Raw genomic sequence first — 24,553 nt, forward strand, 5'->3', positions numbered from 1 at the left:
CTCACAGCCTCTCTGCCACGTATTCGGCGAGCTCGGTGAGACGGTGCGAGTATCCCCACTCGTCGTCGTACCACGCGGAGATCTTCACCTGGGATCCGATCACCCGGATCAGCCCGGCATCCAGGATCGACGAATGCGGATCGATGACGGTGTCGGCGACGGCGATCTCGTCGTCCGCGCATCGCAGGATCCCCTTGAACGGCCCCTCGGCCGCTGTCTTGTAGGCGGCTCTGACCTCGTCGGCGGTGACCGGTCGGGACGCCGTGACCGTGAGGTGCGTGATCGACCCGTTGATGGTGGGGACCTGGAGTGCGAAGCTGTCGAGGCGCCCGTCATCGAGGTCGGGCAGGAGCCGTCCGATGGCCTGCGCCGTGCCCGCCGCGCGCGAGGTGATCTTCCCGTCCTTCGCGCCGGATGTGCGCCGGTCGGAGTGCGGGATGTCGCGTAGGAGGTGATCGGTCGAGCCGGCCTGGATCGTCGTCATCAGACCCGCGTCGATCCCGAATGCCTCATGGAAGATCTTCGCGACCGGCGCGAGGCAGTTCGTGGTGCAGGAGGCGCTGGAGATGACGTGATGCCTGTTCGTGTCGTAGGTCTGCTCGTTCACGCCGAGCATGATGGTCCCGTCGTCTCCCGCGGCGGGTGCGGTCATGATCACCTTCTTCGCGCCTGCCGCCAGATGCCTTCTGGCGTGGTCCGAGCTGGTCTCCGCGCCGGAAGCCTCGATCACGACATCGACGCCGAGTTCGGCCCACGGGAGGCGCAGGGGATCGTTCTCCGAGAACATCCGGATCGCGTGACCGTTGAGGAAGAGGTGCTTCTCGTCGTGTCTCACGCCCCGTGTCGAGGGGCCGCTGCCCCCGTCCGCGCGCAGCAGCCCGACGAGGGTGCGGGTGCCGCGTGGATCGTTCACGGCGACGAGCTCCAGGTCCGATCTGCGCGCCAGGAGCAGACGGAGCTGATTGCGGCCGATGCGGCCGAGTCCATTGATGGCGATTCGTGCGGGCATGAGGCTCCTCTCTGTGGCGCGGTCCCCCCGTGCCGGATGATACTTTTGGCCTATGCCAAAATTATCACATGCGCGGAATGGGGATTCCTGGGAGTTCGCGCACGCAGGACTGCTTTTCGACTGCGACGGCGTGCTCGTGGACTCCGTGGCGGCTGCGGCTCCGGCGTGGGATGCCTGGGCGCGCAGGTACGCCCCTTCCTTCGATTTCCTGCGGGACGCGCCGCACGGGATGCGGCCGAGCGAGGTTGTCGCCCGGCTGGTGGGCCGGGATGCCGCAGAAGCCGCGACCGCAGAGCTGATCGCCCTCGAGATCGCGGCGGCCGTGCACACGCGGGAGATCCCCGGCGCCGCGCGCCTCGTCGGGTCGCTGCCACGTGACGCGTGGGCACTCGTGACCAGCAGCAACCGTGCGGTGGCGATGGCTCGGCTGCGGGGCTCCGATGTGCCCCGTCCGCCGGTGATGGTCGCCGCGGAGGACGTCTCCCGGGGGAAGCCCGAGCCCGATCCCTACCTCCTCGGCGCCTACCTGCTGGCGCGTGCTCCCGAGGACTGCGTCGTGTTCGAGGACTCCGTGCCGGGTATCCGCTCCGCGCGCGCGGCGGGTGCCGGCGCCGTGATCGGCGTGGGGATGGAATCGGCGGCGGGGGACCCCGATCTCGTCGTCGCCGATCTCGGCCGCGTGCGGTGGCGAGCCGGGGTCCTCGGGGTCGATGCCGCGGGCGCGCACGGCTGACGGGATCACCCGAGGGTGGTGAGTGCGCTGTCGATCACGTCCATCGCGATGTCGATCTGATCGTCGGTGGTCGTGAGCGTCGGCAGGAAGCGGATGACGTTGGAGTCGCTGCCCGCGGTCAGCAGGAGGATGCCGTGCTGCGCGGCGAAGGCGGCGATCGCGGATGCCGCGCCGGCCGCGGGGAGTCGGGAGCCGGGGATGCTCAGCTCGAACGCGTACATCGCGCCCGTGCCGCGGACGTCCCCGATCAGCGGGTGGCGCGAGGCGAGATCGTCGAGGCGGTGCTGGAGTCGCCCACCGATGCGCTGGGCCTCCGCGAAGAAGTCGCCGTTCTCGAGCTCGGCGAAGACGGCGAGTGCCGCAGCGATGGACACCGGGTTGCCGCCGAAGGTCCCGCCCAGTCCGCCGGGGTCGGGGGCATCCATGATCTCGGCGCGTCCCGTGACCCCGGCGAGCGGGAGGCCGGCGGCGATTCCCTTGGCGGTGAGCACGAGATCGGGGACGACGCCGAAGTGCTCGCTCGCGAACCAGGTGCCGGTGCGGCCGAGTCCGGTCTGGATCTCGTCGGCGATGAAGACGACCCCGTTGCGCGTGCACCATTCCTGGAGAGCGGGCAGGTAGCCGGCGGCGGGGATCACGAATCCGCCCTCGCCCTGGATGGGCTCCGCGATCAGTGCGGCGAGGTCGGTCACGCCGATGCGCTGTTCGAGGTGCTCGATCGTCCGCTGGGCCGCCTGCTCCCCGGTGAGGCCGTCGCGGTAGGGGTAGGAGTTGGGTACGCGATGGATGTCCGGGGCGAACGGGCCGAAGCCGGTGCCGTACGCCGCCTTGTGGTTCATCGCGAGGGTGAGGTTCGTGCGTCCGTGAAAGGCGTGGTCGAGGGCCGCGACGGCGCGACGGGCGGTGCTCCTGCGGGCGATCTTGACCGCGTTCTCGACCGCCTCGGCGCCGGAGTTCACGAACATCGAGCGCTTCTCGTGGTCGCCCGGCGTCTTCTCGGCGAGCAGCTCCGCCAGTCGCACATACCCCTCGTAGGGCGTCACGGTGAACAGCGTGTGCGTCACCTGCTCGAGCTGCGCGGCGGCGGCAGCGGTCGCCGCGGGGTTCCCGTGGCCTATGGTCGTCACGCCGATGCCGCTGCCCAGGTCGAGGAAGCGGTTGCCGTCGACATCCGTCACCCAGGGCCCGTCCGCGTGCGCGATGTAGATCGGCAGCACGCTGCCCACGCCTCGGGCCACGGTGCGCAGGCGTCGCTCGTGGATCTCGCGACTGCGCGGTCCCGGCACCGCGGTGAGGACGGACGGTGCGGACGAGCGGGCGGGAAGCACGCGGGACGAGGGCATGGTGGCTCCTTCGGTGAGCGTCGCCGAACGAAGGGATCCGCTCGGTCGGATCGACCTAAGACTATGTCAGGCTTTGACCTATGTCAAAGATGGAAGCACCGATCGGGTCCGACGATCGCTATCCCACGGCGTTCACCGTCGAGGACTTCCGGCAGAACGTCGCCCGCGTCCAGGCGCGCATCGCCGATGCCGCCCGGCGGGCGGGACGCGCGCCGGAGGACGTGACGCTGCTCCCGGTGAGCAAGACCGTCCCGACCGACCGTGTCCGCGTCGCCATCGAGTCGGGCATGCGACTGCTGGGCGAGAACAAGGTGCAGGAGGCCGTGCGCAAGAACGGCGAGACCGCCGACCTCGACGTGTCTTGGTCGATCATCGGGCACCTGCAGACCAACAAGGCCAGAGACGTCGCCGCGTTCGCGACCGAGTTCCAGGCGCTCGATCGACTGCGCGTGGCCGAGGCGCTCGACCGCCGCCTGCAGGCCGCAGGGCGCAGTCTCGACGTCTTCGTGCAGGTGAACACCTCGGCGGAGGACTCCAAGTTCGGGATGCCGCCGGAGGAGCTCCCGGCGTTCCTCGAGGCGCTTCCCTCCTACTCCGCCCTTCGCGTGCGGGGGCTGATGACCCTCGCCATCCTGACGCCGGACGATGCACGGGTGAGGGAGTGCTTCGCCGTGCTGCGCACGCTGCGCGATCAGGCGAGGGAAGACGCGCCCGAGCTCATCGGCAACGGCGAACTCTCGATGGGCATGTCGGGTGACTACGAGATCGCCGTCGAAGAGGGCGCTACCTGCGTGCGCGTCGGGCAGGCGATCTTCGGCGCCCGCGCGCTGCCGGACAGCTACTACTGGCCGGAGGCCTGAACGCCCGTGGTGCGGACCCTGCGTGCGTACCTCGCGCTCACCAAGCCCCGCATCCTGGAACTCCTCCTCGTCACCACGATCCCGGTCATGGTGTTCGCGGCCGACGGGTGGCCCGACCTCTTCCTGCTGGCAGCGGTGCTCCTCGGCGGTGCGCTGAGCGCCGGCTCGGCCGGGGCGTTCAACATGTACCTCGAGCGCGAGAGCGACGCCCTGATGGAGCGCACGGCCCAGCGCCCGCTGGTCACGGGGATCATCTCTCCGCGAGCGGCACTCACATTCGCCTGGTCGCTCGCCGTGGCATCCGTGATCTGGATGCTCGCGACCGTCGGGCCGGTGCCCGCGGCGCTGTCGACGGCGGGCCTGGTCCTGTACGTGGTCCTCTACACGCTCGTGCTGAAGCGCCGCACCGAGCAGAACGTGGTCTGGGGCGGGATCGCCGGGTGCGTCCCCGTGCTCGTGGGCTGGACGGCGGAGCGCGGAGTCATCGAGTGGCCGGCGGTCGTGCTGTTCCTCGTGGTGTTCTTCTGGACGCCTGCGCACTACTGGCCGCTGTCGATCACCTACCGCGACGACTACCGCCGGGCGGGGGTGCCGATGCTCGGGGCGACGCGCGAACCCGGTTACGTCGCCCTCCGGGTGATCGGGTACGCGTGGGCGACCGTCGCCTGCTCGCTCGTCCTCCCGCTCGTCGCGGAGGTGAGCTGGCTGTACCCGGCGGTCGCCGTAGGGGCCGGAGCGGGGTTCCTGTTCTCGGCGCACCGCCTGCGGGTCCGCGACCGCCGCGGGTGTGAGCTGCGCCCGATGCTCGTCTTCCGGGCATCGATCGTCTATCTCGCTGTGCTCTTCCTCGCCGTCGGGGTCGATCCGTTCCTCCGCTCGTGAGTCCGGCCGCTGCTGGTCGCGAGCGGAGGTCAGTCGTCGGTGCGGAACCCCGCTGCCTTGTGCGTCCCGTCGCAGAAGGGCTTGAGAGCGGAGAGTCCGCAGCGGCACAGCGCGATGGTGCGGCGGTGCGGCGCGATCGGCTCGCCGTCGCCGGTGCGCAGCTCGACGTCGCCGCGCACCAGCAGCGGGCCGTCGGGGTACGGCGTGATCGTCGCGCGCGCGTGCGCATGCCCGGTGCTCACGATGACACCCGTCCGCGCAGCGACGACAGGCCTGCCGACCAGGCGTCCAGAGTGCGAGCTCCGCTCCAGCCGTCCACGGCGAGGCACGCGGCAGCACCGAACATGATGTCGGAGAGCAGCTCCGGGCGATCCTCCGCGAGGCTGCCGGCGAGGTCGCGCGCCGCGATCTGCTCGTGCACGGCGTCGGCTTCGACATGCTCGTCGAAGTACTCCGCGACATCCGCGTCGAAGCCCAGGCGCCGGAGGCCGTCCGCATACAGCCGGCACGGGATGGACGAGGTCATCTCGAACGCGGCGAGGTGCCCGACGATCGCTCCGACCAGGCGGCGGTTGAGTCCGAACAGCGACATCATGTTGAGCGACGCGAGTGTGACGGCCGGCACGTCGTCGACGTAGGCGCCGTAGGTGTCGTCGAGCCCGGCGGCCCGCATCGCGCGAGCGTAGAGCACGGCATGCACGCGCTCCGGACGCCCGCCGCCGTACTCGTCGGACTGGATCTCGACGAGCGCGGCCTTGGCGCGGCCCTCCAGACGGGGAATCGCCCAGGAATGCGGATCCGCTTCGCGCAAGGTGTACACCGAACGCAGGACGAGCATCTCCTCGGCCTGCTCCCTGGTGGCCTTCTTCGCGAAGTACCGTGACAGGCTCGGGCCGGTATCGGCGGCGGCGAGGGCGAAGAGCGCCCGGCCGACGGCATCCACGGTCGGCTCCGGCAGCTCCGGGATCGGTACCCTCGCGCGCAGCTCGCTCTCGAACGCCCCCTCGAGGAGACGCCGGGTCGCGAGGAGCGCGGGATCCCACTCCAGGTCGGCGGCCAGCGTGGGCAGTGATCCGTATGCGGAGGCGTAGAGGAGGAAGAGCGCGAGCTGGATGTCGTCGTCGCGTGCGATGTCGCCGCTCGCCGCCACCGCTTCCGCGGCGAGGGCGGTGTGGTCGGATTCGTCGGCGCCGTCGCCCGTGAGGTGCGCCAGGACGGCGCGGCTCACCGGGCCGCGCGCCGCGAAGGCGAGGGATGTGCCGGGGGTGGACGCCGGGGCGGATGTGGTCATGTGTCGGGCTCCCAATCGATGCGGACATTCGCATCCTGCCCGCCCGAGCGAGGTGGGCACAGGGACTTGACGTGCGCCGCCCAGCGGGGCATGCGGCGGACGCGGATGCGAAGCGGAGCGCGACGATCGAGGGGCGTTAGGCTGACGTCGATGACTGCGCAGGGCTCCTGGTCCCACTACGCCTCGCCGCGCCACGCGCTGCGGCGTCTCCTGGTCTCGTGTCACGGCGCCGGGGAGCAGTCGGGCCCCCTGCGCCCCTTCAGCCGGCGTGCGCTGCCCACCCGAGGCCTGGTGTACGTCTCCGAGGGGCGCGGCACGTACGAGGAATACGAACCGCGGAGTCTGCGGTTGCCGGTCGAGGGACCGGCGGTGATCTGGCTGACCCCCGGCGTCCGGCACGGATACGGACCGGATGCCGGCGGCTGGTCCGAGCACTGGATCCTGTTCGAGGGCGAGCCGTTCGCGGCCTTCGAGGGGACAGGGCTGGGAGGGCGGCTCCGCCCGGTGCAGTCGCTCGCGCGGCCCGTGGACGAGGCGGAAGCGCTCTTCGGAGAACTGCGGGAAGCGGTCGCCGCGGTCGGGCCGCGGTCGGAGGTCGCCGCCTCGGTCGCCGCGCAGCGGCTCCTGCTCGCGATCCTCGATGCTCTCGATCCCGTGGAGGCGGCGGGCGAGGGCGGGAGCGTCGTCGACCTCATCGCTCGGGATGCTGCCCGATCGCTCTCCGTGGCTGACCGCGCCGGAGGAGTCGGGCTCACAGCCCGCGAGCTCGGCGAGGCGGTGCGCACCGCGACGGGATTGACCGTCAACGACTTCGTGATCGAGGTGCGCCTCACGCGTGCGCAGACGCTCCTGGCGGAGACGCGACTCGACGTCGGCCAGATCGCGGCACAGGTCGGGTACGAGGACGCCGCGTACTTCTCGCGCATCTTCAGCCGCCGCACCGGCGTCTCGCCCTCGGTGTTCCGGCGGCAGCAAGCTCGCGTTCAGAACGACTGAATCATCCAAGTCCCCAGGCTCTCATCCCGAAAATCCAACGATCGGGCGTGAAAGTCCATGGACTGAAGTCCAAATGTCCTCGATCCTGGATTCATGTTCACGTCCAACGGATATACGCTCGACGACTCGCCTTCGCGGTTGGGGTGGATGGAGCCCGTGCCCGATGCCATCCGCACCGACAAGGACGCCCTGTGGGAGCGCCTGCGCCGGGACGGCTACCTGTACCTGCCGCAGCAACTCGATCCGCAGATCGTGCGCGACTTCCGCGAGTATTACTTCACCGCCATGTCCGACACCGGGATCGTGGCACCCGGATCCGACCCCGCGGTCGGCGTCGGCGCCCAAGGCGAGATCGACAGGGCCAAGATCCGCTCGGCGCTGTTCGACCACATCGTTCCCGGCGAACAGTATGCGGCGCTCACGGGGCACCCCGATATCCGCGGGTGGTTCGAGTGGTTCCTCGGTGAGGACGTGCATCTGCACAAGCGCAAGATCATCCGCCACATCCGCCCGGGGGAGTCGGGGATCGGCACCGCGACGCAGGCGCACTACGACCTCGTGTATCTGCGTGAGGGGAGCGAGCGCGTGCTGTCGATGTGGATCCCGCTCGGGGACTGTCCGGCCGAACAGGGCGGCCTCGCCTACCTCGAGGGCAGCCACCACTGGGCGCTCGCCGACGAACGTGCGCGCGGCGACAAGCACCCTGCCGCGTCGATCACCGCCGACCTCCCCGGACTCGCCGATGCGCACGACGCCCGCTGGCTGATGGCGAACTACCGCGCCGGCGATGTGATGGTGCACTCGTCGTACGTCGTGCACGCCAGCACCGACAACGTCGATCCGCTCGACCGCGTCCGCCTCTCGACGGACATCCGCTACCAACGCGCTTCCGAGCCGATCGACTGGCGCTGGCAGGAGCACTGGCACCTGGATGACGGACTGTGAGCGGTGTGAAGGACAACAGGGGCAGCGGGATCTGGGACGCGGAGAACGTGGATGCACGGACCACCGTCGACCTCGGCGAGCGAAGCTACCACTGGCGCGAATACACGACCGCTGCGGGGCCGGTCCGGGGCTGGGCGCATCACGGCGTCGTCGTCGGCCCCGACGGTGAGGGACTCGTGACCGCGTCGCCGGACGGCCGCGCGCTCGTGCATCTGCGTCATGCACAGGGGCGACGCACCGCTGAGCTCGACGTCACCGAGTGCCACGGCATGAGCGTCGACGCGTTCGGCACGGAGTACGCCATCTGGATCGCCGACAACGGCACGAAGTACGACCACCGGGAGCGCGGCGACCACCTCGACGTCGACCGGCCTGGACAGGTCGTGCGGGTCGACGCCACCGGGCACACGCAGCAGGTCATCGACGACAGCGCCCTCGGTGAGGAATCCCGTGGCTGGCGTCCGACCGGCGTGACGAGTGAATCCGAGCGCGACGGCGGACGCATCTGGGTCGCGGACGGCTACGGGCGCAGCCGCGTGCACTGCTTCGCCCGCAGCGGAGAACCGCTCTGGACGACCGACGGCGGCGACGGCGGCCTGGCCTTCGCGTCACCGCACGCCATCATCCTCGACACACGCCGGCCCGTTCCCGAACTGCTGGTCGCGGATCGCAACAACAGACGGATCGTCGTGCTCAGCACCGAAGGGCGGTTCCTCCGCTCCTACGGCGAGGGAGAGCTGACGAGCCCATCGGGGTTCGCGCTCGACGGAGAGCAGGTGTGGGTCACGGAACTGCACGGCGCGATCGTGGCATTCGGGCTCGACGAGCGGGTGGCCGCGCGGCTGGGCGACACCGACGGCGCGGACGCAGCCGGCTGGCCGAACACGATCGTCGGCGATGAGCTGGAGCGGTCCGAGCTCGTCGGGGGTGTCTTCCGCAGTCCGCACGGCATCGCGGTCGACGCGTCGGGGGCCATCGCCGTGTCGGAGTGGGTGATCGGCGGTCGCGTGATCGTGCTCACGCCGCAGTGATCCTCCGGTCGGATCAGCGGCAGACCTCGAACGCGTAGCCGTCGATCCGGTCGCGATGCTCGGCGGTCGACGTGTCGAGCAGCGCCTCATCGGGCCAGTCCGGATCGAAGACGACCTCGCCGTCGGCGTGCAGCAGGAGCTCCTCTGGCGAGCGCGAGCAGCAGCGCCGCGACGGCGGGGAGCAGCGCGCCACGGAGCAGCCGGTTCAGTGCGTCGCCCCGTACAGCTCCGCGATCTCCTTCGAGCCCATCCCCTGGGAGTAGGTCGGGTGCTGGGGCCAGCCCTCCGGCACGTCCTGCCACTCCTCCTGCCGGCCGTACGGCAGCAGATCGACGAGCCCCTGCAGGGAGCTGAGCCGCTCGGTGCCGCGGCCCTCGGTGTGCCAGGTCCGGTACACGGTCTCGCCGTCGCGCAGGAAGACGTTCACCCCGAAGCCCGCGTTCGGAGGGGCATCCACATCGGCTCCGAACGTGCTGTCGGCGCTCGAGTACCAGTCCATCCGGTTGCCCACGCGGTCGCGGTAGGCCAGAGCCTCATCGATCGGACCGTTCGTCCCGATCACGAAGCGGGCGTCGTAGTAGCGATCGAGCACGTCGAGCCGCGTGAACTGCGAGGTGAAGCCGGTGCAGCCGGGGCACTGCCACTCGCTGCCGTCCGACCACATGTGGTTGTAGACGATGAGCTGCGAGGCGCCGTCGAAGATGTCGGCGAGACGCACCGGACCGTCGGCGCCGACGAGTGTGTACTCGGGCAGCTCCACCATGGGCAGACGGCGTCGCTGCGCGGCGATGGCATCGAGTTCGCGGGTCGCGGCCTTCTCGCGCACCCGCAGCGCGTCGAGCTCGCGGCGCCATGTCTCGGCATCGACGACCGGCGGAAGGGCTGTCTGTCCTGTGCTCACGATGACCTCCGGTTGCTGAGCGACGGTGCGTCCAGTCTGCGCGCGGCCGCCGACACGGTCAATGCGGGTCGGGGCCGGACGCGGCGACGTCGGCCGGCACGGACTCGGCCGGATTGCGACGGATGCCGATCCACGACACGACGCCGCCGATCACGAGCAGCGCCGCGGTGACCCACGCCGCGCTGTGGAACCCGTCGAGGTCGAGGGTGCCACCGACGATCGTCGACAGCATCGCGACCACGAGCAGGCCGGCGACGCGGGAGACCGCGTTGTTCACGGCCGAGGCGATACCGGAGTGGTTCTCATCGATCGCCCCGAGGATCGCGGCGGTCAGCGGGGCGACCGTGAGCGAGAGCCCGAGCCCCATCACGATCATGGCCGGCAGCACCTGCCACCAGTAGTCGAACTCGGTGGAGACGAGAAGCAGCATCAGGGCGCCGACGGCCATGAGTAGCGGGCCGACCGTCATGAAGATGCGCGGCCCGAACCTGCCGGCCCACTGGCCGGCGCGCGAGCTGACGAGGATCATCAGGATCGTCATGGGCAGGCTCGCGAGCCCCGCGGCGGTCGCGCTGAGTCCCGCTCCCTGCTGCAGGTAGACGCCGACCACGAACCCGTTGAGCGACAGCGCGGCGTACACGAAGAAGGTGGCGAGGTTGCCCCAGCCGAAGTCGCGCACCCGGAACAGCCAGAGCGGCATGAGCGGCGACGCCGAGTGCTGCTGGCGCCACAGGAACAGGGCGAACAGGGCTGCTCCGGCGATCGCGGGGATCCAGATCGCGGGCGACTGCCACCCCATGTTGGGCTGCTCGATCAGGGCGAACACCACGGCGCCGAGACCGATCGCGCACAAGGCTCCGCTCCACCAGTCGACCTTGATGCCGCGCGGATGCTCCGGAAGGTGGAGGCGGGCGAGCAGGAAGAGGGTGATCCCGATCGGGACGACGTTGATGAGGAACACGAAGCGCCACGACAGGAAGTCGACGAAGAGTCCGCCGAGCAGCGGGCCGACCAGCTGGGCTGCGGTGGTGAAGGCGGTCCACACCCCGATCGCGCGGGACTGCACGTCGGAGCGCATGGTCGCGGTGATCAGCGCGAGCGAGCTCGGCACCAGCAGGGCCCCGGCGGCGCCCTGCGCGGCGCGGGCGATGATCAGCATCAGGGGATCGAACGCCGCAGCGACCGCGATCGAGGCGATGCCGAAGGCGATGAGGCCGATGCGCATCACGAGGACGCGGCCGTACGCGTCGGAGACGGAGCCCGCCAGCAGGATCAGGGCGCTCAAGGTGATCAGGTAGGCATCGACCACCCACTGCTGCGTGGTGATGCCACCGCCGAGCTCACGGCTGATCGCCGGCAGCGCGACGTTCACGACCGTGCCGTCGAGGAACGTCACGAAAGACGCGAGCACCGCGATCGAGATCACGAGCCGCTGGAGCGGGGCGAAGGATGCCACAGGCCGACCCTACTCCCGGTGGCGGACCCCCGGGGCGGTGCGATCACGGCGCCGGAGCGGGCTCCGGACGCGGTGTGGTCTGCGCGGCGGGAGACGGCGTCGGCGTTCCGGCGAGGAGCAGCTCCGCGAGTCCGTGCGTTCCGTCCTCATCGTGCGCGCGTCGCTGCCGGGCGGCGCCGGTGCCGTGGACGCGCAGACGCTCGACTCCGTCGCGGATCCGCTCCTCGTCATCGAGCTCACGCAGTGCGGGGCCGATGATCGCCAGCATCCGCTCGGCGACGGCCCAGGCATCATCCACCTCGCCGGTCGTCGGATCGATCAGACGGGCACCCATTCCGCGGCGGGCCGCCGTCCACAGGGAGGCGTCGATCCCGTCGACGCCGATGTCGGCCTGCCGCTGATCGTCCGTGCGCACGATCGCCCGCGAGAGGAGTGCGGCGAACACCGAATCCTCCGGCGTCAGCTGCGCATCGAAGACCCGCACCTCCACGGTGGGATAGCGCTCCGAGATCCGGGCCGCCCACGCCAACGACGCGGCATCCGTGACGGCGTGCAGATCGATGAGCCGCCGCACACCGGCGCGATAGTCGTCGAAGTCGTGGAACCTCGGAGGGCTCCACGACGCGGGCAGCCGGCGGATCAGGATGCTGCGCCAGCTGGCGAAACCGGAGTCGCGGCCGCTCACATACGGGCTGTTGCCGGTGAGTGCCAGCAGCACGGGGAGCCAGCCCCGCACGCGGTTCAGTGCGCGGACCCTCTCCTCGTCATCGGTGACCTCGACGTGCACGTGCAGGCCGTTGACCTCATGGTCGCGGGTGAGATGACCGAGCTGTGCGGAGACGTCGTCGTAGTGCGGGGAGGGCGAGACGGCCGAAGAGCGCGTCGTCGCGAACGGCGTGCCGGTGCCGGCGGCGATCGCCTGCTGCTCCCGGGCATGCCAGCCGATGAGCCCTCGCAGGTGTCGCAGCTGTGCGTCGGCGTCGTCGGCGGTCGAGACGGGCTCCGTCAGGCACTCGATCTGCGAGGTCAGGTACTCCTTCGTGACCTCGCCACCCGTGCGCAGGCGGGTGATGCGCTCGCGAGTGCCGGCGGCCAGAGTCACGGGCACCAGCGAGTGCTCATCGAGGAAGAGGAACTCCTCCTCGATGCCGAAGCGGGTCATCCCCGGCCTCAGTGATTCCGGAGCGCGGAGATCAATTCGGACTTCCGTTTGCCGCTGTAGCCGGTGAGGCCCAGCTCCTTCGCGCGCTTGCGCAGCTCAGGGACGGTCCAGTCCTCGTAGTCGCCATGCTCTCCGCCCCGCCGTCCGACCGCGCTGCGCCCTTCTTTCGCGGCGGCATTCGAGATGCGCGCAGCCTTCTCCTTCGACGCCCCTTCGTCCCTGAGCTCTTCGTACAGCTCGGGATCCTTGAGTGAATTGTTCCGTCGTCCTGGCATGTTTCTCATCTCCTTCGCGCATTCGGAGGGTGGAAGTCAACCCCCTCTGGCAGATGGTGTGCCACGGCTAGCGTGGAGTCACCGCAGTCGGGCGTCCGCGCCCCGAAAGAAGGGAAAGACCGATGAACATCCTCCTGATCATCGTCATCGTCGTCGCAGTGATCCTCGCGATCACCGGAGGACTGGTGCAGTCGCTCCAGTTCCTCCTGTGGGTCGGGCTCGTCCTCCTCGCGATCGCTGTGATCGCCTGGTTGATCCGAGCGATCAGTGGCAGCCGCAAGGTCTGACGACACCGTACGTCTGACCCCATCGAGGTGAGGCCCGCCCATCGGCGGACCTCACCTCTTCGGCGTCCGAGGGGCCGTTACTTCTTGTCGAACGCGTCGCGAACGCTGTCGCCGGTCTTCTCGGCGGCGTCCTTCACGTTCTCTCCGGCCTGCTTGGCGGAGGCCTTGACCTGATCCGCCTTGCCCTCGGCCTCGAGCTTCTCGTTGTCGGTGAGCTTTCCGACGCCTTCCTTGACCTTTCCGGCGGCCTTCTCGGCGGCGTTCTTGATGTCGTCTGCGGCACTCATGTGCAGCTCCTCTCGTAGGCGGTTGGATCGTCTCCGACACTGTCACCGTGTTGCCGAAGGGGCCACGGGATTGACAATCGGGCCGGGGCGTGACAGCGTTCCGCCCGCCATCGACGCGCGCTCCGCGAAGGACTAGCCTGGCGCCAGGCGGGTGGTCCTGCCCGCGGACCTCGACCAAGGAAGCGGTGTGCGATGGACTCGATGATGATGGGCGCCATGTCGAAGAACATGGAGTCGATGCCCGACATGCAGATGATGGACATGTCCGTCATGCAGGCGTGCATGGATGCGTGCGCCGCGTGCGAGCAAGCCTGCACGGTGTGCTCCACGCAGATGATGGACTGTTCGCCCGCGTGCATGAACTGTGCGGACATGTGCAACACCATGATGCGGTCGATGATGCGGATGCAGGGCATGACGCCCGCCTCGATGATGGCGATGCTCAACGCCTGCATCGCGATGTGCAAGACGTGCATGGATGCGTGCGCGCGTCATGCGGACGAGAGCGACGTGTGCCGGATGTGCGCTCAGGCGTGCCAGGCCTGCATGGATGCGTGCTCCGCCATGAAGGACATGCTGATGGCGAGCGCCTGAACCGCAGCTCGGGTTCAGGGATTCCTCGGAGGCTGGCGTCAGACGGCGGCGACGTTGAACTGGGTGCTGCCGACGGCCAGCACGCCGTAGCGCGTGTGCAGGGCGACGGGCGTGCCAGGTGCGGCCTCGAGCGCGGCGCCGGCTCCGTTCCACAGCGCATGCGCTTCGCCGTCGAGCGTGCGTACCAGGAGGTCTCCGGAGACGGCGTCGGCGTGTTCGACCAGAGCGTCGATCCACTCAGCCGGCGTGGCCGAGGCGATGCGTGCCTGGATCAGGTGCAGTGCGTGGCCGGGGGCGAACGAGGAGCACCGGCCGCCATGGCTGCACATGCACGCCGCACGCTCACGCACCGGGAGGGGCGAAAGGCGGTTCAGCGGCGTGGACACGGTGGTCTCCTTCTCGTTCGACGTCTTCTCGTTCGACGTTCCGGAAAGACTAAGTCGGCCGTCCCGCGGCGCCCAGGCCGGCCGACACGGAGTGAAACAAACGGGTGTAGGCTCGCCGGGTGCTGTCGTCGATGAGCGCCCTCGGGGCGCAGAACGGAGCTGCAGGCGCCTTCCGCGCCGCAGACAGAGGCTGAGGACCCACCGGAGGCGGAACCCCCGTCCCCGGTGCCGTGTCGTACCCGGCGTCCGCGTCCGGGAATCCTTCCTCCGATCGACTCGCCTTCGCGGCGACCACTCCGAAAGCACTTCTCTCATGCGTCCCATCGATGAGCGCGCCATCCGCGACTCCTTCCTCAACGCCTCCCGCAAAGAGGTCTCCGACCTCACCCTGCCTCCCGGTTTCGCCGAGCTCGACTTCGATCGGCTCGACTTCCTCGGCTGGGTCGACCCGAAGATGCCCCGCCGGGCCTACGTCGTCACCTGGATCGATGACGCCCCGGTCGGCGTCTTCCTGCAGCGCGCCGAGCAGCGCGTGATCGCCAGGGCGCAGTGCTCGTGGTGCGAAGACGTCACTCTCCGCAACGACGTGCAGCTGTTCGTGGCCAGGAAAGCCGGGCCGGCCGGGCGGAAGGGCGACTCCATCGGCGTGCTCACCTGCGCCGAGTTCGGCTGCAATCGGAACGTGCGGATCCTGCCGCCGCTGGCCTACCAGGGCTTCGACCGCGAGTTCGCGCGCGACCTGCGCATCCTGCGACTGCAGGAGCACGTCGCGGGCTTCCTCGCCGAGGTCGCGGGCTGACCCGACTCTCGACCGGAACGGGCAGGGGCGGGATGACCGAGCTAGGAGATCCGGGCGCGCACGTGCGCCCAGGCAGGTGCCGTCAGCTCCGCCGAACGTCGGGCGAACTCGTCGAAGCTGCGACGACCGGGCCAATCGGTCGGCAGCATCGACGGGGGAAGACCCGGGTCGGTGTAGGGCAGCACCCGCCAGCGGTCGATCAGCTGCACATACGCGGCGAACGGCTCGGCGGGGAGCGCGTCGAGCGAGACCTGGAAGGCGAGGTGCTCCGCGCGCAGCGCCTCCAGGTCCCACCACCGGGCCGCGGCGTCGATCAGGGGACCGGAGGGGACGGGGGTGGATGACAGGAACAGCGTCGCCCACGGGCGTGCGTCGAGTTCGTCGAGGATCTGCGCCACCTCGTCCTGCAGGTGGCCGGGGCAGATCCACAGCGCCGGTGACACGACTCCTGCGCCGATCCACTGCAGCCGTCGACGCAGCTGATGGCGCACGCTCCGCGCGCTCTCGGGGATCGAGAACGACAGCAGGCACCAGGGGTCGGCATCCGTCATCTCCCGCATCTCGAAGATGCGCCGGTCGCCGCGCTCGAGCATCGGGATCGCGGCCGGGTTCAGTCGGTAGCCGATCTGCTCCTCACGCTCGGCGAGCAGCAGCCCCTTCTGCTTGAGGCGTGCGACGCCGGTGCGCGCCGGGGCGGCCTCGACGCCGAGGTCGCCGGCGAGGGCCACCAGATCGGCGGCCGAGATCCAGCCGCCGAGCGGGCGCAGGAAGACGCCGATGAACGTCCGCAGCAGCGAGGCGGTGCTGCCGGGACGCGCATCGATGTCATCGAGCACGGGGGCGGCGGCGAGATCAGAAGTCACCGGACTCCAAGGCGTCGCGCACCGCGAGCACGCCGGTGATCGTCTCGACGTGCGAGGTGCTCAGCGGGGAGAGCCCGAGGCGGATGCCGTCGGGGAACCGGAAGTCCGGGATGATGCCGTCGGCCCACAGCCGTCGCGTGACATCGCGGAAGTCCGGGTGGCCGATCGTGACGTGGCCGCCGCGCAGCTCGGCGTCGCGGGGGCTGAGCAGCCGCACACCGAGAGGCGCGAGCACCTCGTCGTAGGCGCGCACCGCGAGATCGGTCAGCGACTGCGACTTGGCCCGCACACCCTCGATCGTGGACTGCTCGATGAGGTCGAGCATGCCCTGCATCGCGAGCATCGACGTCACCGGAGGGGTGCCGCTGAGCAGCTGGCGGATGTCGCCCGATGGCACGTACGCGGGCCCCATCGCGAAGATGTCGGCGGCGCTCCACCAGCCCTGGATCGGCTGACGCAGCACACCCTGGAGTCCCCGGCGGAGATAGGCGAAGGCGGGGGAGCCGGGGCCCCCGTTGAGGTACTTGTAGGTGCAGCCGACGGCCAGGTCGACACCCCAGTCGTCGAGCTGCATCGGGATCACGCCGACCGAGTGGCACAGGTCCCACATCATCAGGGCGCCGACCTCGTGCACCGCCGCCGTGATGCCCGGCATGTCGGCCAGCGCTCCGGAGCGGTAGTCGACGTGACTCAGCGACACCAGGGCGGTGCGGGCGGAGACCACGGCCTCGACATCGGCGATCGTCACTCCGTGCACGGGGTCGGGCTCGAGCCAGCGCAGGGTCATCCCCGTCTCGGCGGCGACACCTTCGGCGAGGAAGCGGTCGGTGGGAAAGTTGCCCGCCTCGATCACGAGCTCGGTCCGGTCCGCGTCGGCGGCCGCGGCGGCCCGCATGAGCTTGTAGATCAGCACGCTGGTCGAGTCGGCGACGACGGTCTGCCCGGCGGCCGCGCCGAGGGCTGTGCGGCCGATGCGGTCGCCGAGCTCCATCGGCAGCGTCATCCACTGCTCGTCCCAGGAGCGGATCAGCGGCGTGCCCCAGTCGTCGCGCACGAAGGCGGCGAGCTTCTCCGGTATGTCGCGCAGGGGGCGGCCGAGCGAGTTGCCGTCGAGGTAGGCGGTGACGCCGGGGGCATCGGCGAATGCATCGAGGTGCGCGCGCAGCGGGTCGGCCGCGTCGAGGGCGCGGGCGCGTTCGAGGAGGGCGTCATCGCGGGGATCGGTCATGTCACACCTTCAGATCTGCGGGGGTGAGGGGGCGGGCGTCGAGAGGGCCGGCGGTCGCCGCGCTGCCGGGGACGAGCAAGAGCGGCGACCTCGAGCGGGTTCAGGTCGACCGGCATCGGCCCGTTGCCCAGATCGGTGCCGTAGAGCACGGTGCCGCCGGCGGCGTGGAAGCGGCGCACGTTGTCGACCGCGATCGCACGCTCCGGGTCGTCGTGGATCGCCAGCGTCGAGATCCACGAGGCAGCGGCCGCCTGGCGGGCGATCTCGTCGTCGTCGAGGCGCTCCGTGAACGGGGCATGGGCGAGACGTGCCGCGCCGAGACGGACGACGCGCTGCGCTTCGCCCGCACCCTCGGCGTGCGCGACGACGAGGAGGCCGCGGTCGGCGGCGAGTCCGACGGTCCGGCGGAAGAGGTCGTCGGTGAAGACAGGGCCCGCGGTGCTGTTGCTGGTGACCTTGATACAGGAGGCGCCGGCATCCGCCATCTCCGCCACAGCTTCGACCGCGGCATCCACGTCGGCGATCTCACGGACCGAGCCTGCCGGCGCCCAGTCACGGTCGGAGGGGTAGCCGCCCGGAGCCGTCAGGAACGCGCCGGCGAAGTCGATCTCCACCGCCTGCCGGGTTCGTATCTCAGGAGCATGAGCGTCGGCCGGGCCGGATTCGCCCGTGGCGGACCGGTCGGAGGGTGTTCCTCCTGAGTTGTGCACGGCGAGCCGGCGCAGTTCCTCGGGCTCTCCGCCGAGGTCGACCACGCGACCGAGACGGGAGCCCGCCAGCAGGGCGTGATCCACCAGCTGCAGGTGCACGTGGTGGTCGGTGAACCCACCGATGATGACGCCTTCGATGCGGGGGAGTCCGGCGGTCGGGACCTCTTCGCGCAGCCGCACACGCCCGTCGACGAGCTCGACGACGCCCTCGCGCCACCCGAACCCGTCGAAGAACGTCGCGGCGTGCATCAGCGGCCGATCTCGGTGCGCACGGTGTAGAGCTCGGGGAAGAAGGTCAGATCCAGCGCGCGCTGCAGGAAGCCGACGCCGCTGGAGCCGCCGGTGCCGACCTTCATGCCGATCGTGCGGGCGACGGTCTTGAGGTGCCGGAAGCGCCAGAACTGGAAGTTGTCCTCGAGGTCGACCAGGTCTTCGCACGCCTCGTACAGGTCCCAGTACCGGCTCGGGTCCTGATAGATCTCGCGGATCGCGGGCACCAGCTCCGGGGTTTCCCGGTACGGCTCGCGCACGTCGCGTTCGAGGATCTCGGTCGGGATCGGCAGCCCGCGTCGAGCGGCGAAGCGCAGGAACTCGTCGTACAGCGTCGGCTTCTCCCACTCGGCGGTGAGGAGAGCGAGGTTGGCGGGGTGGTCGGCGAAGACGCTCAGCATCTTCTCGTTCTTGTTGCCGAGCGCGAACTCCACCGCCCGGTACTGCACGGACTGGAACCCGGACGAGTTGCCCAGAGCACCGCGGAACTGCGCGTATTCGGTGGGGGTGAGGGTGGCGAGCACCGACCACTGCTGCGTCATCACGTCTTGGATGCGCTTGACCCTGGCGATGCGCTTCAGTGCCTCGCGCAGGTCGTCGCGGGCGAGCAGCTCACGGGCGGACGACAGCTCATGCAGCAGCTGCTTGAGCCACAGCTCGGTGGTCTGGTGCTGGATGATGAACAGCATCTCGTCGTGGTGCTGCGGCTCGCTCACCGGATGCTGCGCCGTGAGCAGCTGGTCCAGCGCCAGGTACGAGCCGTACGTCATCCGGCCCGAGAGGTCGGTGACGATGCCGGATTCGAGGGCGCGTTCGTTCTCGGTGTGCATGTGCCGAACATATCACTTTCGTAGCGAGCGTCACAGGAGTGTTATATCTTGCGGATCCTCAGAGCGCGGGGGTGCGTGGCGGTGGCGTGCGACGGGTTCCCGGGCTGCCGGAGGCCTCGAACGCCGCCGCGAGGCGGAGCAACTTCGTGTCGTCGTAGGCCCGCCCCGCGAAGGTCAGGCCGATCGGCATCTCGATGTCGCTCATCAGGCCCATCGGCACGGTGACGGTCGGGATGCCGAGGTGGCGCACGGCGAGGTTGCCGTTCGCGATCCAGACACCGTTGCGCCAACCGAGGTCGGCGGACTCCGGGTTCACATCCATGTCGGCCGGGCCGACATCTGCGACGGCGGGGAAGACCACGGCATCGAGCCGCAGTACGTCCATCCACACTTCGAGATCGCGGCGACGGGTCTCCTCCAGGCCGCGCAGGCCGTCTTCGAGCTCGGGCATGTCGGTGAACGAGGCGTCGGGATTGACGCGCACCCAGTCGGGATACTCGGCGATGTCGTCGTCGAAGCCCGTGTAGCGGTCGGGGAGTGCGCCATCGGGGTGGGGGAAGATCGTGGACCCGTCGACATCGACGAGGGAGTGCAGGGCCGGGTCGCCGTTCGCCCCCAGGAAGTCTTCCCACGCCCACGCTGAGAGGTCGACGATCTCGCGGTGCAGGTACTCGGGCGAGACGAGGCCGCGGGTCGCGATGGTGTGGGCGCCCGGCCGATCGCCCTCGTAGTTCGACACCACGGGGAAGTCGACCTCGATCACTGTCGCTCCCGCGGCGGTGAGGTCGCGGCGAGCCGCCTCCCAACGTTCGATGACGCTCGCCCGTGTCTCGATGCGCCGGCCGGTGGGGCCGCCGATGCCGGGGTCCGCGGTGCTGCCGGCATCCGGATCCGCGTTGATGTACATGCGGGGGACGCCGATGCGCGTGCCGACGAGGGCGAGCGGGTCGCCGGTCCCGAGTGCCGGGTACGACTGCGGTCTGACGGTCGAGGCGGCAGGCAGTTCCACCCACGGCTGCACGCGCCAGAAGTCACCGCGGGTCTCCGCGTCGTCGGCGACGATCACCTCGAGCACCTCGAGCAGGTCGGCCATCGTGCGGGTGTGCGGCACCACGACGTCCATCGTCGGTACGAGCGGCCAGTTGCCGCGGGTCGAGATCACGCCGCGCGACGGCGTGTAGGCGCACAGGGCGTTGTTGGTCGCCGGGCCCCGACCCGACGACCAGGTCTCCTCGCCGAGTCCGAAGGCCGCGAAGCTCGCCGCCGTCGCCGTGCCGGAGCCGTTCGACGAACCGGAGGCGAAGGGCGCGGTGAGAGAAGCCGCGTCGTACGGGCTCTCGGCCCGGCCGTACACACCGCGCTGCATGCCGCCGTTGGCCATCGGAGGCATGTTCGTCAGCCCGAGGCAGATCGCGCCGCCCGCGCGCAACCGCTCGATCGTGAAGGCATCGCGCTGGGCCACGAGCTGCGCGAACGCAGGACTCCCCGCGGCGGCGGTGAGCCCGCGCACCAGGTAGCTGTCCTTCGCGGTGTACGGGATGCCGTCGAGTGGACCCCGTGTCTCCCCGCGGGCGCGGCGCGCGTCGGATTCCGTGGCCTCCCGCCGTGCCTCCGGGTTGGCGACCACGACGGCGTTCAGAGCGGTCTCGGTGTCGGGCGCGTCGAAGGCGGAGATGCGGGCGAGATATGCATCGACCAGCTCGACCGCGGTTGTCTCGCCTGTCTCGAGGGCGCGTCGCAGGTCGGCGATGGGCGCCTCGACCACGTCGAACATCAGCGACTTCCGTCGAGCGCGGGCTGCTGCTGGGTGATGCAGTGGATGCCGCCGCCGCGGTCGAACAGGGGGCGCGCATCGACCGTGACGACCCGGCGTCCGGGGTAGGCATCGGCGAGGATCTCGCGCGCCGCGGCATCGGCCTTCTCCTCGCCGAAGCCGCACGCCACCACGCCGTCGTTCGTGACGAGGTGGTTGACGTAGCTCCAGTCGACAGGCCCCTCGTCGTCACTCAGCGTCGACGGAGCCGGCAACCCGATCACCTCGAAGCGGCGGCCGGCGGCATCCGTCTGCTCCGAGAGCAGGGCGCGCAGCTCACGGGTGACGGCGTGGTCGGGGTGATCGGGATTCTGCTGGTCGTGCAGCAGCAGCCGTCCGGGCGAGACGATGGTGGCGACGATGTCGACGTGGCCGTTCGTGCCGAAGTCGTCGTAGTCGCGGGTGAGTCCGCGGGGGAGCCAGACAGCCTTGCTTGCACCGATCGTGCGGACCATCTCGGCCTCGATCCGCTGCCTGTCGGCGTAGGGGTTGCGTCGAGGGTCGAGCTGCACGGTCTCGGTGAGCAGCACGGTGCCCTCACCGTCGACGTGGATGCCGCCGCCCTCGTTCACGAGCGTCGAGCTCACGAGTTCGGCTCCGACCGCACCGGCCACGATGCGGGCGTGCTGCGCGGCCTTGCGCCATTCGGCCCATTCCGGCGCGCCCCAGCCGTTGAAGATCCAGTCGACAGCGCCGAGCACTCCCGGCCGCTCGTCGTCGACGACGAACGTCGGCCCGGAGTCGCGCACCCAGAACTCGTCGACGGGTGCCTCCACGATCTCGATGCTGCCGCTGAGCATGCGCCGGGCTCTCGCGATCTCGCTCGGGTCGACCAGCATCGACACGGGCTCGAACTCGGCGACCGCGTGGGCGACGGCTGTCCAGGTGGCGTAGCCCTCTTCACGCGCGGAATCGGTGTCGCCGAGAGTCTCGCCCTCCGCCGGGAACGCCATCCAGGTGCGCTCGTGACGTGCGGTCTCCGTGGGCATGCGCCAACTCATCGTGGTCTCCTCGCTGCGGCCGATCCATCTATTGAACACGCGATCAACAGGTGTTACGGTAACCCGTGATGAAGACCACGTCAACAGGTGCCGCCGCGCGGCGGATGTCGCCGGAGGAGCGCGATCACTCGATCCTCGACGGCGCGATCGCCCTTGCCCGCGAGAACGGACTCGAGAGCCTCACCGTGCGCGCGGTCGCTGCCCGCGTCGGAGTCACCCCCGCACTCGTCGCGCACTATCGACCGGGGATGGACACGTTCGTCGCCGATGTCTTCGGCCTGATCGTGACGGCGGAGCGCGACGAGGTGATCGCCGCGTTCGACGACACCGCCTTCGACGACGCCGACGACCTGAGGGCCGGTCTGCTGCGCCTGATCGAGACTCTGCTCGATGCCGACCGCGACGATGTCACCCTCATCTGGGTGCAGGCCTGGGCGCTCGGTGCCCGCAACGATGCGCTCGCGGCGCGCGTGCGGCAGGAGATGGACGGGTGGCAGAGCGCGCTCGAGCAGATCTTCGCCCGAGCCGCCGCCACAGGGGCGATCGCCGCCGGCCGTGCCGACACCGCCGCGTGGCTGCTGCTCGCGATGGTCGACGGCATGAATGCGCACTCGCTCGTGAAGTGGGCGCCCCGCGACCGTGCCGACCTCGCCCGGCGCGCGCTGTCGGCCGTGCTCGACAGCGCGACGCCCGAAGACTTCCGGTCCGCCGATTCCCGGCTCGCCGACTCCCGCCCCGAAGACTTCCGGTCCGCCGATTCCCGGCTCGCCGGCTCCCGTCCCGAAGACTTCCGGTCCGCCGATTCCCGGCTCGCCGACTCCCGCCCCGAAGACAAGTAAAGGAACGCCCATGGATGCTGTGCGCATGCACGCGGCCTCGCCCGAATCGACCGCGATCGTCGACGCCGTGCTCGACTATTCGCGTCGCCGCATGCTCGCCGCCGACGTGCCGCTCGACAAGCCGCAGTCCGAGGCCGAACTGCATCGTCTCGTCGGGCCCACGATCACCGATGCGGGCCTCGGCGCCGCGCGCGCCCTCAGCGTCTTCGAGCACGTCCTCGCTCCCGCGTGCCTGACCACGAGCCACCCGCTGTACCTGTCGTTCATCCCGACGGCTCCGACCATGGCTGCCATCGCGTTCGACCTGGTCGTGTCGGCATCCGGACTCTACGGTGGCAGTTGGCTCGAGGGTGCCGGCGCCGTGCACGCCGAGAACGAGGTGCTGTCCTGGCTCGCGAGCGAATTCGGTCTGCCCGACACCGCGGGCGGGGTTTTCGTGCAGGGCGGCACGATCGGCAACCTGTCGGCATTGGTCGCCGCGCGCGAGGCAGCGAAGGCTCGACTGATCGCAGCAGGCAAGGACCTGCCGACCCGGTGGAAGATCCTGTGCAGCGTCGAGGCGCACTCCTCGAACAAGTCGGCCGCGAGGGTCATGGATGCCGACGTGCTCCTGGTCCCGGCAGGGGAAGACGGCGTGCTGCGGGCGGAGGGGGTGCGCGAAGCCCTTCTCGCGCACGGCGACGAGATCTGTGCGGTGGTCGCGACCGGGGGATCGACGAACTTCGGCATCGTCGACGACATCTCCGGCATCGCCGCGCTCAAGGACGAGTTCGACTTCTGGCTGCACATCGACGGCGCCTACGGCCTCACCGCGATGCTGGCCCCCGAGGCGCGGCACCTCTTCGAGGGCGTCGAGCGTGCCGACTCGGTGATCGTCGACCCGCACAAGTGGCTCTTCGCGCCGTTCGACTGCTGCGCCCTGATCTACCGCGACCCCGACAGCGGGCGCCGGGCGCACACGCAGCACGCCGAATATCTCGACATCCTCACCGACGTCGACGAGTTCAGCCCCTCGGACTATTCGATCCAGCTCACCCGGCGACCGCGCGGTCTGCCGATGTGGTTCTCGGTCGCGACGTACGGGGTCACCGCGTACCGGGAGGCGGTGAGTGCGGGGCTCGCGCTGACGCGACGGATCGCCGACGAGATCTCCCGACGTCCCGAGCTGCGTCTCGTGCGCGACCCGCAGCTGTCGATCGTCGTGTTCGAACGCGAGGGCTGGGAGCGCGCCGACTACGACCGGTGGTCGTCGGCCCTGCTCGACTCGCAGCGGGCGTTCGTGGTGCCCAGCTCGCATGCCGGGCGACCGAACACGCGCTTCGCGATCCTGAACCCGCTGACGACCTTCGAAGACCTCGTCGGCATCCTCGACACGATGAAGTAGCGAGGCGTCGGCGCTCCGGGCACCGCCCTTTCGCCCTTGTCCGTGCCCGTGCCCGTGTGCGTGTGCGTGTCCGTGCCCGTGTGCCCGAGCGCCCGAGTGTCCGTCCATTTGCCCGCCGACACGCCACATGTCGGACGGACTACGGGGATGCGTCCGACATCTGGCGTGTCGGCCCCCGGGGTGAGCCAGTCCGAGGCGTGTCGGCCTCCGGGGTGAGCAAGTCCGGGGTGAGCCGGGCCCTGTGCCCGTCCATTTGCCCGCCGACACGCCACATGTCGGACGGACTACGGGTATGCGTCCGACATCTGGCGTGTCGGCCCGCAGGTGTGTCGGCCCGGGAAAGTCGGCCCCCGGGGTGAGCCAGTCCGAGGCGTGTCG

28 protein-coding genes are annotated in these 24,553 nt (G+C 69.9%); 11 read left to right on the forward strand and 17 right to left on the reverse strand.

Annotated elements, in window-relative coordinates; all coding sequences use genetic code 11:
• Position 1: 1 nt before the first annotated feature.
• Entirely contained in the window at positions 2-1,009 is a 1,008-nt protein-coding gene (locus tag CQ042_RS11920; protein ID WP_105670694.1) for a type I glyceraldehyde-3-phosphate dehydrogenase, read from the reverse strand.
• A gap of 52 nt (positions 1,010-1,061) precedes the next feature.
• On the opposite strand from CQ042_RS11920, the gene CQ042_RS11925 reads away from it, so the two are divergent.
• Entirely contained in the window at positions 1,062-1,742 is a 681-nt protein-coding gene (locus CQ042_RS11925) for an HAD-IA family hydrolase (RefSeq protein ID WP_105670695.1), read from the forward strand.
• A 5-nt stretch (positions 1,743-1,747) separates the two neighbouring features.
• On the opposite strand, the gene gabT is transcribed toward CQ042_RS11925, so the two are convergent.
• A complete protein-coding gene (gabT, locus tag CQ042_RS11930) occupies positions 1,748-3,085 on the reverse strand; it encodes a 4-aminobutyrate--2-oxoglutarate transaminase (protein WP_105670696.1) in 1,338 nt (445 codons plus the stop codon).
• 80 nt (positions 3,086-3,165) lie between these two features.
• Between gabT and CQ042_RS11935 the strand changes: the two genes are divergently transcribed.
• Positions 3,166-3,945 carry a YggS family pyridoxal phosphate-dependent enzyme gene (locus CQ042_RS11935; protein WP_258132238.1) on the forward strand — a complete coding sequence of 260 codons (780 nt, stop codon included), beginning with the start codon at positions 3,166-3,168 and terminating at the stop codon, positions 3,943-3,945.
• 6 nt (positions 3,946-3,951) lie between these two features.
• Positions 3,952-4,827: a heme o synthase gene (locus tag CQ042_RS11940; RefSeq protein WP_105670698.1), complete on the forward strand. Its 876-nt coding sequence runs from the start codon at positions 3,952-3,954 to the stop codon at positions 4,825-4,827.
• Between the two features lie 29 nt (positions 4,828-4,856).
• Here CQ042_RS11940 and CQ042_RS11945 read toward each other — a convergent pair whose 3' ends face one another.
• Positions 4,857-5,069 carry a CDGSH iron-sulfur domain-containing protein gene (locus CQ042_RS11945; RefSeq protein WP_105670699.1) on the reverse strand — a complete coding sequence of 71 codons (213 nt, stop codon included), beginning with the start codon at positions 5,067-5,069 and terminating at the stop codon, positions 4,857-4,859.
• Positions 5,066-6,118: an iron-containing redox enzyme family protein gene (locus tag CQ042_RS11950; protein ID WP_105670700.1), complete on the reverse strand. Its 1,053-nt coding sequence runs from the start codon at positions 6,116-6,118 to the stop codon at positions 5,066-5,068. The genes CQ042_RS11945 and CQ042_RS11950 overlap by 4 nt, the downstream gene beginning before the upstream one ends.
• Positions 6,119-6,268: 150 nt before the next feature.
• Here CQ042_RS11950 and CQ042_RS11955 point away from each other — a divergent pair, with 150 nt between their 5' ends.
• From CQ042_RS11955 to CQ042_RS11965, 3 genes are all read left to right on the forward strand, one after another.
• Positions 6,269-7,114: an AraC family transcriptional regulator gene (locus CQ042_RS11955; RefSeq protein WP_146115389.1), complete on the forward strand. Its 846-nt coding sequence runs from the start codon at positions 6,269-6,271 to the stop codon at positions 7,112-7,114.
• 93 nt (positions 7,115-7,207) lie between these two features.
• Positions 7,208-8,059 carry a phytanoyl-CoA dioxygenase family protein gene (locus tag CQ042_RS11960; protein WP_105670702.1) on the forward strand — a complete coding sequence of 284 codons (852 nt, stop codon included), beginning with the start codon at positions 7,208-7,210 and terminating at the stop codon, positions 8,057-8,059.
• 5 nt (positions 8,060-8,064) lie between these two features.
• Entirely contained in the window at positions 8,065-9,090 is a 1,026-nt protein-coding gene (locus tag CQ042_RS11965) for a hypothetical protein (RefSeq protein ID WP_146115390.1), read from the forward strand.
• Positions 9,091-9,103: 13 nt separating this feature from the next.
• On the opposite strand, the gene CQ042_RS11970 is transcribed toward CQ042_RS11965, so the two are convergent.
• Genes CQ042_RS11970 through CQ042_RS11990 form a run of 5 tightly spaced genes read right to left on the reverse strand, consistent with a single transcriptional unit; the run spans position 9,104 to position 12,884 of the window.
• Positions 9,104-9,283 carry a hypothetical protein gene (locus tag CQ042_RS11970; RefSeq protein WP_105670704.1) on the reverse strand — a complete coding sequence of 60 codons (180 nt, stop codon included), beginning with the start codon at positions 9,281-9,283 and terminating at the stop codon, positions 9,104-9,106.
• A 12-nt stretch (positions 9,284-9,295) separates the two neighbouring features.
• Positions 9,296-9,994, reverse strand: coding sequence for a DUF899 family protein (locus CQ042_RS11975; protein ID WP_219844852.1), 699 nt, complete (start codon positions 9,992-9,994; stop codon positions 9,296-9,298).
• Between the two features lie 55 nt (positions 9,995-10,049).
• Positions 10,050-11,447, reverse strand: coding sequence for an MFS transporter (locus CQ042_RS11980; RefSeq protein ID WP_105670706.1), 1,398 nt, complete (start codon positions 11,445-11,447; stop codon positions 10,050-10,052).
• A gap of 43 nt (positions 11,448-11,490) precedes the next feature.
• Positions 11,491-12,609, reverse strand: coding sequence for a YbdK family carboxylate-amine ligase (locus CQ042_RS11985; protein WP_105670707.1), 1,119 nt, complete (start codon positions 12,607-12,609; stop codon positions 11,491-11,493).
• Between the two features lie 8 nt (positions 12,610-12,617).
• On the reverse strand, positions 12,618-12,884 hold the full coding sequence (locus CQ042_RS11990) for a Rho termination factor N-terminal domain-containing protein (protein ID WP_105670708.1): 267 nt from the start codon (positions 12,882-12,884) through the stop codon (positions 12,618-12,620).
• Positions 12,885-13,006: 122 nt separating this feature from the next.
• Here CQ042_RS11990 and CQ042_RS20490 point away from each other — a divergent pair, with 122 nt between their 5' ends.
• Positions 13,007-13,171: a hypothetical protein gene (locus CQ042_RS20490; RefSeq protein WP_017201713.1), complete on the forward strand. Its 165-nt coding sequence runs from the start codon at positions 13,007-13,009 to the stop codon at positions 13,169-13,171.
• Positions 13,172-13,248: 77 nt separating this feature from the next.
• Here CQ042_RS20490 and CQ042_RS11995 read toward each other — a convergent pair whose 3' ends face one another.
• Complete coding sequence (locus tag CQ042_RS11995; RefSeq protein ID WP_105670709.1) at positions 13,249-13,458, reverse strand: CsbD family protein; 210 nt, start codon at positions 13,456-13,458, stop codon at positions 13,249-13,251.
• 192 nt (positions 13,459-13,650) lie between these two features.
• On the opposite strand from CQ042_RS11995, the gene CQ042_RS12000 reads away from it, so the two are divergent.
• Complete coding sequence (locus CQ042_RS12000) at positions 13,651-14,052, forward strand: hypothetical protein (protein WP_105670710.1); 402 nt, start codon at positions 13,651-13,653, stop codon at positions 14,050-14,052.
• Between the two features lie 38 nt (positions 14,053-14,090).
• Here the strand turns inward: CQ042_RS12000 and CQ042_RS12005 are convergent, their stop codons facing one another.
• Complete coding sequence (locus CQ042_RS12005) at positions 14,091-14,438, reverse strand: hypothetical protein (protein ID WP_105670711.1); 348 nt, start codon at positions 14,436-14,438, stop codon at positions 14,091-14,093.
• Between the two features lie 313 nt (positions 14,439-14,751).
• Here CQ042_RS12005 and CQ042_RS12010 point away from each other — a divergent pair, with 313 nt between their 5' ends.
• The gene (locus CQ042_RS12010) at positions 14,752-15,237 is read left to right on the forward strand and encodes an FBP domain-containing protein (protein ID WP_105670712.1); all 486 of its coding nucleotides are present in this window, start codon (positions 14,752-14,754) and stop codon (positions 15,235-15,237) included.
• A gap of 41 nt (positions 15,238-15,278) precedes the next feature.
• Here the strand turns inward: CQ042_RS12010 and CQ042_RS12015 are convergent, their stop codons facing one another.
• Genes CQ042_RS12015 through CQ042_RS12040 form a run of 6 tightly spaced genes read right to left on the reverse strand, consistent with a single transcriptional unit; the run spans position 15,279 to position 21,952 of the window.
• Positions 15,279-16,100 carry a PaaX family transcriptional regulator C-terminal domain-containing protein gene (locus CQ042_RS12015; RefSeq protein ID WP_105670713.1) on the reverse strand — a complete coding sequence of 274 codons (822 nt, stop codon included), beginning with the start codon at positions 16,098-16,100 and terminating at the stop codon, positions 15,279-15,281.
• Positions 16,090-17,328, reverse strand: a complete 1,239-nt coding sequence (locus CQ042_RS12020; RefSeq protein WP_105670714.1) for a kynureninase — start codon at positions 17,326-17,328, stop codon at positions 16,090-16,092. Before CQ042_RS12020 ends, CQ042_RS12015 begins: the two co-directional genes overlap by 11 nt.
• Entirely contained in the window at positions 17,325-18,287 is a 963-nt protein-coding gene (locus CQ042_RS12025) for a hydrolase (protein ID WP_105670715.1), read from the reverse strand. Before CQ042_RS12025 ends, CQ042_RS12020 begins: the two co-directional genes overlap by 4 nt.
• Complete coding sequence (locus CQ042_RS12030; RefSeq protein ID WP_105526331.1) at positions 18,287-19,138, reverse strand: tryptophan 2,3-dioxygenase; 852 nt, start codon at positions 19,136-19,138, stop codon at positions 18,287-18,289. Before CQ042_RS12030 ends, CQ042_RS12025 begins: the two co-directional genes overlap by 1 nt.
• Positions 19,139-19,196: 58 nt before the next feature.
• A complete protein-coding gene (locus CQ042_RS12035; protein WP_105670716.1) occupies positions 19,197-20,912 on the reverse strand; it encodes an amidase in 1,716 nt (571 codons plus the stop codon).
• A complete protein-coding gene (locus tag CQ042_RS12040; protein WP_105670717.1) occupies positions 20,912-21,952 on the reverse strand; it encodes an agmatine/peptidylarginine deiminase in 1,041 nt (346 codons plus the stop codon). The genes CQ042_RS12035 and CQ042_RS12040 overlap by 1 nt, the downstream gene beginning before the upstream one ends.
• 68 nt (positions 21,953-22,020) lie before the next feature.
• On the opposite strand from CQ042_RS12040, the gene CQ042_RS12045 reads away from it, so the two are divergent.
• Positions 22,021-22,791, forward strand: coding sequence for a TetR/AcrR family transcriptional regulator (locus CQ042_RS12045; RefSeq protein ID WP_105670718.1), 771 nt, complete (start codon positions 22,021-22,023; stop codon positions 22,789-22,791).
• A gap of 10 nt (positions 22,792-22,801) precedes the next feature.
• Positions 22,802-24,175, forward strand: coding sequence for a pyridoxal-dependent decarboxylase (locus CQ042_RS12050; protein WP_105670719.1), 1,374 nt, complete (start codon positions 22,802-22,804; stop codon positions 24,173-24,175).
• Positions 24,176-24,553: the final 378 nt, after the last annotated feature.

The organism is Microbacterium sp. MYb62 (assembly GCF_002979475.1).
Lineage (GTDB): Bacteria > Actinomycetota > Actinomycetes > Actinomycetales > Microbacteriaceae > Microbacterium.

Coding starts and splice junctions, on each gene's coding strand:
- CQ042_RS12035 (WP_105670716.1), bottom strand. CDS start 20,912: ATGTTCGACGTGGTCGAGGCGCCCATCGCCGACCTGCGACGCGCCCTC.
- CQ042_RS11925 (WP_105670695.1), top strand. CDS start 1,062: ATGCCAAAATTATCACATGCGCGGAATGGGGATTCCTGGGAGTTCGCG.
- CQ042_RS11950 (WP_105670700.1), bottom strand. CDS start 6,118: ATGACCACATCCGCCCCGGCGTCCACCCCCGGCACATCCCTCGCCTTC.
- CQ042_RS12030 (WP_105526331.1), bottom strand. CDS start 19,138: ATGCACACCGAGAACGAACGCGCCCTCGAATCCGGCATCGTCACCGAC.
- CQ042_RS20490 (WP_017201713.1), top strand. CDS start 13,007: ATGAACATCCTCCTGATCATCGTCATCGTCGTCGCAGTGATCCTCGCG.
- CQ042_RS11990 (WP_105670708.1), bottom strand. CDS start 12,884: ATGCCAGGACGACGGAACAATTCACTCAAGGATCCCGAGCTGTACGAA.
- CQ042_RS11985 (WP_105670707.1), bottom strand. CDS start 12,609: ATGACCCGCTTCGGCATCGAGGAGGAGTTCCTCTTCCTCGATGAGCAC.
- gabT (WP_105670696.1), bottom strand. CDS start 3,085: ATGCCCTCGTCCCGCGTGCTTCCCGCCCGCTCGTCCGCACCGTCCGTC.
- CQ042_RS12040 (WP_105670717.1), bottom strand. CDS start 21,952: ATGAGTTGGCGCATGCCCACGGAGACCGCACGTCACGAGCGCACCTGG.
- CQ042_RS12025 (WP_105670715.1), bottom strand. CDS start 18,287: ATGCACGCCGCGACGTTCTTCGACGGGTTCGGGTGGCGCGAGGGCGTC.
- CQ042_RS12000 (WP_105670710.1), top strand. CDS start 13,651: ATGGACTCGATGATGATGGGCGCCATGTCGAAGAACATGGAGTCGATG.
- CQ042_RS12045 (WP_105670718.1), top strand. CDS start 22,021: ATGAAGACCACGTCAACAGGTGCCGCCGCGCGGCGGATGTCGCCGGAG.
- CQ042_RS12020 (WP_105670714.1), bottom strand. CDS start 17,328: ATGACCGATCCCCGCGATGACGCCCTCCTCGAACGCGCCCGCGCCCTC.
- CQ042_RS11960 (WP_105670702.1), top strand. CDS start 7,208: ATGTTCACGTCCAACGGATATACGCTCGACGACTCGCCTTCGCGGTTG.
- CQ042_RS11955 (WP_146115389.1), top strand. CDS start 6,269: ATGACTGCGCAGGGCTCCTGGTCCCACTACGCCTCGCCGCGCCACGCG.
- CQ042_RS11935 (WP_258132238.1), top strand. CDS start 3,166: ATGTCAAAGATGGAAGCACCGATCGGGTCCGACGATCGCTATCCCACG.
- CQ042_RS12010 (WP_105670712.1), top strand. CDS start 14,752: ATGCGTCCCATCGATGAGCGCGCCATCCGCGACTCCTTCCTCAACGCC.
- CQ042_RS11920 (WP_105670694.1), bottom strand. CDS start 1,009: ATGCCCGCACGAATCGCCATCAATGGACTCGGCCGCATCGGCCGCAAT.
- CQ042_RS12050 (WP_105670719.1), top strand. CDS start 22,802: ATGGATGCTGTGCGCATGCACGCGGCCTCGCCCGAATCGACCGCGATC.
- CQ042_RS11995 (WP_105670709.1), bottom strand. CDS start 13,458: ATGAGTGCCGCAGACGACATCAAGAACGCCGCCGAGAAGGCCGCCGGA.